Here is a 4,077-nt window from a genome sequence, read left to right as displayed (position 1 = left end):
TCTCTTGGGGGAGTGGGCCGGCGCCGGGCGGGGGGATCGGGCCCCCCTGGCTCGCCGGGGGGCGAGCCGGCCGCGCTCGACCACATCGATCTCGGCCCGCACCGCCTCCCGCCAGCCCGCGACCAGCCCCGCCCCCTCGACGCGCCGCACGTCGCCCCGGGCCCGGGCGGCCTCGCGGAACCCGTCGGCGGGTTCGCCGGGGACGAGTCCGGCGGGCAGGGACACTCCCGCGCGCGTGAGCACGGCGATCAGTCCGCGCAGCCGAGCCCGTCCGTCGGCCGCGGGATCCGTTTCGGTGAGCCGGTCGAGGGACCGCGTGCCGAGTACGGGGTCGAGGCCGAGCCGCGCGGCGAAGGTGCGCATCGCCTCGGCCTCGCCCGCCGGTGTGCCGTCGGCCAGCCAGACGTAGGCCACGGGACGGCGGAAGCCCGACGCGAGCGTGTATCCGGCGCGGTCGGCGTCCCACCACAGCGCGAGCACGGGCCAGGGCGAGGTGACGGCCAGCGCCGTGGCCCAGCCGGTGACGACACGGTCGACCGGCTCACCGCCGCCGAGCCATGGCCCGCCCTCGGGCACGAGCACGCTCCATTCGCCGCCCGCGCCGGTGAGCAGCATGCGCTCGCGCAGCAGGCCGGCGGCGGGGGCGACGGCGTCGGGGTCCGCCCGGCAGAGCAGCAGGGCGCCCGGGTCGGGGGTGCCCCGCGAACCCGCCCGAAAGCCGTCCGTCGCCATGCTCACACGCTAGGCAATCCGCTCGCTTCGCGCCCGGTGTGAGGCGCTGTCGGGGCGTTGCCGAGGCGCTGACGTCACACGAACGAGTGCCTTGACTTTCCAGGGCCGCGATATATCGTGTTTTACGGAAGACGCGATATGGCGTGTCGCGTCCCACCGAGGAGGTCAGCACCATGTCCGAGTGGTCCGTCACCGAGCCCACCAAGCTCACCTTCGACGACCCCGTGAGCGAGCTGCACGTGCGCATCGTCAACGGAACGGTCAACGTCGTGGGCACGGACGAGGGTTCCGCCCGCCTCGAGGTCTCGGACGTGGAGGGCCCGCCCCTGGTGGTCACCCAGGAGGGCGGCACGCTCACGGTGGCGTACGAGGACCTGCCCTGGAAGGGCTTCCTCAAGTGGCTCGACCGCAAGGGCTGGCGGCGCAGCGCGGTCGTCTCCCTCGCCGTTCCCGCGCAGACCCGCGTGGAGGTCGGAGTGGTCGGCGCCGCCGCGGTCGTCTCCGGGATCCGCGGCCACTCGGAGGTCAAGGGCGTCACCGGCGACACGACACTGGTCGCCCTCTCCGGCCCGGTGCGCGCGACCACGGTGTCCGGGAATCTGGAGGCCCAGGCCGTCACCGGCGATCTGCGCTTCAACTCCGTCTCCGGGGATCTGACCGTCGTCGAGGGGTCGGGCACCTCCGTGCGCGCCGACTCGGTCAGCGGCGCCATGATCATCGACCTCGACCCGGACGGCCCGACCGACGTCAGGCTGACCAGCGTCTCCGGCGAGATCGCCATCCGGCTGCCGCATCCGGCGGACGCCGAGGTCGAGGCGAACACCGCGAGCGGCACGATCTCCAACACCTTCGACGACCTGCGGGTCCACGGCCAGTGGGGTGCCCACAAGATCACCGGCCGCCTCGGGGCGGGCACCGGCAAGCTCAGGGCCACGACGGTCTCCGGCTCGATCGCCCTGCTGCGCCGTCCTCCGCGGGAGGACGAGGACGGACCGTGGGACGCCGAACCGCCGGTGAAGGACCCGGTGATGGACGCCGGGTCCGTGGGCGACGACACGGGCGACCGCGTGTCCGCGAACCCGGCGGCCGAAGCGCGGGGCAATTTGGGGGACAATTCCGGTTCCGGCCCGGACGACGACGCGCCCGTCGACGGCGTCCCGGCCGACGGCACGACCGACAAGAAGGTGCTCTGACATGCCTCCCGTCTTCGCCCACGGACGCCTCCGCCTCTACCTGCTCAAGCTGCTGGACGAGGCTCCGCGTCACGGCTACGAGGTGATCCGCCTTCTCGAGGAGCGCTTCCAGGGGCTGTACGCCCCGTCGGCCGGCACCGTCTACCCCCGTCTGGCGAAGCTGGAGGCGGAGGGCCTGGTCACGCACACCACCGAGGGCGGCCGCAAGGTGTACGCCATCACGGACGCCGGCCGCGCCGAACTGGCCGACCGCAGCGGCGAACTGGCCGACCTGGAGCTGGAGATCCGCGAGTCGGTCGCGGAGCTCGCCGCCGAGATACGGGCCGACGTGCGCGGGGCTGCGGGCGACCTGCGCCGCGAGGTGCGGGCGGCCGCCACCGAGGCCCGGCGCGGCACCAGGACGGGCGCCGGGACGCACGGAATCCCCGGCGACCAGCCGGACTACGGCGACATGGCCGACAAGGAGGCCTGGCGGGCGGCGAAGGAGGAGATGCGGCGCGTCAAGCAGGAGTGGAAGGAGCAGGCCCGGCGCGCCAAGGACGAGAGCCGCCGCGCCCGTGAGGAGGCCCAGCGGGCCCGCCGCCAGGCCCAGGAGGCACAGTCCCGGGCACGGGCCCAGGCGCAGGAGGAGATGCAGCGCATCGCCCGGCGGGTCCAGGAGCATGTACAGGACCACTTCACCCGGGGCGACTGGCCTACGGGGGTGCGCGAGGGCCTGACCGAACTCGCCAAGGAATTCGGCGACTTCGGGAAGGACTTCGGCAAGGAGTTCGGGAAGGACTTCGGCTTCGGGCGGCCCGGGACCGAGCCGGAGCCCCAGTCCGGAGCCGCCGCCGCGAACGGCAGGTCCGCACCGATGCCGGACTACTCGCAGACGCCCGAGGACTTCCCGGCCGGCTACGAGCCGGCCTGGGCCCACGAGGAGGCCAGTGGCGACCCGGGCCGTGACCTGGACCGTCTTCTCGACCGCTTCCGGGACGACATCCGCGACGCGGCCCGCGACCACGGCGTCACGGCCGACCAGCTCCGCGACACCCGGCGCCATCTGTCGACGGCGGCGGCGCACATCGGCGCGATACTGCGTCGGCCGAAGGTCTGACCCACCCTCACGACGGTGCGCCCGGCCCCGCGTCGGGCCGGGCCACCGCCTCCGCAGGCGCGGGCGGTCAGCCCGTCCTGGCCGCTCCCCCGCCGTACAGCACCCGCGTCAGCGACTCGTGCGTGACGCCGTGGTCGGCGAGGACCTCGGCGGCCACCCCGGGAGCGGTGGCCAGGGCGAGCAGGATGTGCTCGTCGCCGATGTGACGGTCACGGTGGGTGACGGCGATGCGCAGGGCACGTTCCAGGACGCCCTTGGCGCCCCGGCCGAAGGTGCGGCGGCCGGACCACCAGCCCGCGTCCTTGCGGTCACCGGACATCGCCCCGACGCCGTGCGCCTGCTCGACCCGGAGCACGATCTCCGGGACGTCGATCCCCAGCCCGGCGAGGGCATCGGTGTCGGCCCGGGAGAGCCCGCCCCGCCGCCGCGCCTCGTCCAAGGCCCCTCGTACGGCCTCCTTGCGGTCCGAGAGCCCGAGGGCGGCCAGCGCGAAGGAGCCGCGGCTCCCCTCGCGGTCGAGCAGCGCGAGCAGCATGTGCTCGGCGTCGACGGTCTGCGACCCCGCGCGTTCACAGTGCTCGACCGCGTCCCGCACGACGCCACGGGCATCTTTCGTGAACCGTTCGAACATCACTGCCTCCCGTACTTCTTGTGCACGGCCTGCCTGCTGACCCCGAGTTCGGTGGCGATCTCCTGCCACGACCACCCCTGATTGCGTGCGCCGCGCACCTGCACCGCCTCGAGCTGCTCCAGCAGCCTGCGCAGTGCGGCGACGGCCCTCAGTCCGACCCGCGGATCGCGGTCACCGGCCCGCTCGGCGAGATCGTTTGCTTCGCTCATGCAGTCAACATAGGTTGACACCCGGATCCTGTCAACGCCGGTTGACAGGATCCGGGTGCGGGAGGCACCTGGAGAAGACGTCAGGAACCGCTGAGCACGATCTTGCCGAACTGCTCCCCGGAGGCCATCCGCTCGAAGCCCTCGCGGGCCCGGTCCAGCGGGAGCACCTCGTCGATGACGGGACGGACACCGGTGGCGGCGCAGAAGGAGAGC

At 73.5% G+C, this 4,077-nt stretch carries 6 protein-coding genes; 2 read left to right on the top strand and 4 right to left on the bottom strand.

Going from position 1 to position 4,077, the window contains the following annotated elements; translation table 11 throughout:
- Positions 1-732, bottom strand: a 732-nt coding sequence (locus tag ACFW2E_RS42815) for a hypothetical protein (RefSeq protein ID WP_384476376.1), incomplete at its 3' end; no start/stop codon positions are given.
- 173 nt (positions 733-905) lie between these two features.
- On the opposite strand from ACFW2E_RS42815, the gene ACFW2E_RS42810 reads away from it, so the two are divergent.
- Positions 906-1,925, top strand: a complete 1,020-nt coding sequence (locus ACFW2E_RS42810; protein ID WP_384476373.1) for a DUF4097 domain-containing protein — start codon at positions 906-908, stop codon at positions 1,923-1,925.
- A gap of 1 nt (position 1,926) precedes the next feature.
- Entirely contained in the window at positions 1,927-3,024 is a 1,098-nt protein-coding gene (locus ACFW2E_RS42805) for a helix-turn-helix transcriptional regulator (RefSeq protein WP_384476370.1), read from the top strand.
- A gap of 67 nt (positions 3,025-3,091) precedes the next feature.
- Here the strand turns inward: ACFW2E_RS42805 and ACFW2E_RS42800 are convergent, their stop codons facing one another.
- From ACFW2E_RS42800 to ACFW2E_RS42790, 3 genes are all read right to left on the bottom strand, one after another.
- Positions 3,092-3,655 (bottom strand): Clp protease N-terminal domain-containing protein, encoded by a 564-nt coding sequence (locus ACFW2E_RS42800; RefSeq protein ID WP_384476367.1) that lies wholly within the window; start codon positions 3,653-3,655, stop codon positions 3,092-3,094.
- Positions 3,655-3,864: a helix-turn-helix domain-containing protein gene (locus ACFW2E_RS42795; protein ID WP_384476364.1), complete on the bottom strand. Its 210-nt coding sequence runs from the start codon at positions 3,862-3,864 to the stop codon at positions 3,655-3,657. The genes ACFW2E_RS42800 and ACFW2E_RS42795 overlap by 1 nt, the downstream gene beginning before the upstream one ends.
- Before the next feature lie 80 nt (positions 3,865-3,944).
- Positions 3,945-4,077 (bottom strand): zinc-binding dehydrogenase (locus ACFW2E_RS42790; protein ID WP_384476379.1); only part of this gene is annotated, 133 nt, incomplete at its 5' end.

This window comes from Streptomyces sp. NPDC058964 (assembly GCF_042741275.1).
Classification (GTDB): Bacteria; Actinomycetota; Actinomycetes; order Streptomycetales; family Streptomycetaceae; genus Streptomyces.
The sequence above is the reverse complement of the archived record's forward strand: the minus strand, read 5'-3'. Positions and strand labels throughout refer to the sequence as shown.

Excerpts from the sequence above, each read along its gene's own strand:
- ACFW2E_RS42810 (WP_384476373.1), top strand. The coding sequence starts at position 906 with ATGTCCGAGTGGTCCGTCACCGAGCCCACCAAGCTCACCTTCGACGAC.
- ACFW2E_RS42795 (WP_384476364.1), bottom strand. The coding sequence starts at position 3,864 with ATGAGCGAAGCAAACGATCTCGCCGAGCGGGCCGGTGACCGCGATCCG.
- ACFW2E_RS42800 (WP_384476367.1), bottom strand. The coding sequence starts at position 3,655 with ATGTTCGAACGGTTCACGAAAGATGCCCGTGGCGTCGTGCGGGACGCG.
- ACFW2E_RS42805 (WP_384476370.1), top strand. The coding sequence starts at position 1,927 with ATGCCTCCCGTCTTCGCCCACGGACGCCTCCGCCTCTACCTGCTCAAG.